General features: G+C 68.2%; 1 protein-coding gene. It reads left to right on the top strand.

What is annotated here, in order from left to right; translation table 11 throughout:
• Positions 1–1,541 (top strand): acyl-CoA carboxylase subunit beta (locus tag P3H15_RS53885; RefSeq protein WP_276144804.1); only part of this gene is annotated, 1,541 nt, incomplete at both ends.

The following is a 1,541-nucleotide window of genomic DNA, read 5'->3' as shown; positions in this document are numbered from 1 at the left end:
ACGCCCGATATTCACACGACGGCGGGAAAGCTCGCCGACCTGCGTAATCGTCAGGCCGAGGCGCAGCACCCGAGCGGTGAAGCCGCGGCCCTGAAGGTCCACGCCAAGGGCAAGCTCACCGCCCGCGAACGCATCACCGCCCTGCTCGACGAGGGCTCCTTCGTCGAACTCGACGCCCTCGCCCGCCACCGCTCGGTGAACTTCGGCCTCGCCGACAACCGCCCCGTCGGCGACGGCGTCGTCACCGGCTACGGCACCGTCGACGGCCGCGACGTCTGCGTCTTCTCCCAGGACGCCACCGTCTTCGGCGGCTCCCTCGGCGAAATCTACGGCGAAAAAATCGTCAAGGTCATGGACCTCGCCCTCAAAACCGGCCGCCCCCTGATCGGCATCAACGAAGGCGCCGGCGCCCGCATCCAGGAAGGCGTCGTCTCCCTCGGCCTCTACGGCGAAATCTTCCACCGCAACGTCCAGGCCTCCGGCGTCATCCCCCAGATCTCCCTGATCATGGGCCCCGCCGCCGGCGGCCACGTCTACTCCCCCGCCCTCACCGACTTCGTCGTCATGGTCGACCAGACCTCCCAGATGTTCGTCACCGGCCCCGACGTCATCAAGACCGTCACCGGCGAAGACGTCACCATGGAAGATTTGGGTGGCGCGCACACCCACATGGTCAAGTCCGGCGTCGCCCACTACGTCGCCTCCGGCGAACAGGACGCCCTCGACTACGTCAAGGACCTGCTCTCCTACCTCCCGTCCAACAACCAGGCCGCCGCCCCCCGGATGCTGCCCACCGACCCGATCACCGGCGCCATCGAGGACTCCCTCACCGCCGAGGACCTCGAACTCGACACCCTGATCCCGGACTCGGCGAACCAGCCCTACGACATGCACGAGGTCATCCGCCGCATCCTCGACGACGACGAATTCCTCGAGGTCCAGGCCGAACGCGCCGGCAACATCGTCGTCGGCTTCGGCCGCGTCGACGGCCGCTCCGTCGGCATCGTCGCCAACCAGCCCACCGTCTTCGCCGGCTGCCTCGACATCGACGCCTCCGAAAAAGCCGCCCGCTTCGTGCGCACCTGCGACGCGTTCAACGTCCCGATCATCACCCTCGTCGACGTCCCCGGCTTCCTGCCCGGCACCGACCAGGAATACAACGGCATCATCCGCCGCGGCGCGAAACTGCTCTACGCCTACGGCGAGGCCACCGTCGGCAAGATCACCGTCATCACCCGCAAGGCCTACGGCGGCGCCTACGACGTGATGGGCTCCAAGCACATGGGCGCCGACGTCAACCTGGCCTGGCCCACCGCCCAGATCGCCGTCATGGGCGCCTCCGGCGCCGTCGGGTTCGTCTACCGCAAACGCCTCCTCGAGGCCGCCCAGAACGGCGACGACGTCGACGCGCTGCGCCTGCAACTGCAACAGGAATACGAGGACACCCTCGTCAACCCGTACGTCGCCGCCGAACGCGGCTACGTCGACGCCGTCATCCCCCCGTCCCACACCCGCGGACAGATCGTGGCCGCCCTGCGCCT

Source organism: Rhodococcus sp. T2V (assembly GCF_029269925.1).
In the GTDB taxonomy this organism is placed as follows: domain Bacteria; phylum Actinomycetota; class Actinomycetes; order Mycobacteriales; family Mycobacteriaceae; genus Rhodococcus_F; species Rhodococcus_F koreensis.
This window is presented reverse-complemented; position numbering and strand designations above follow the sequence as displayed.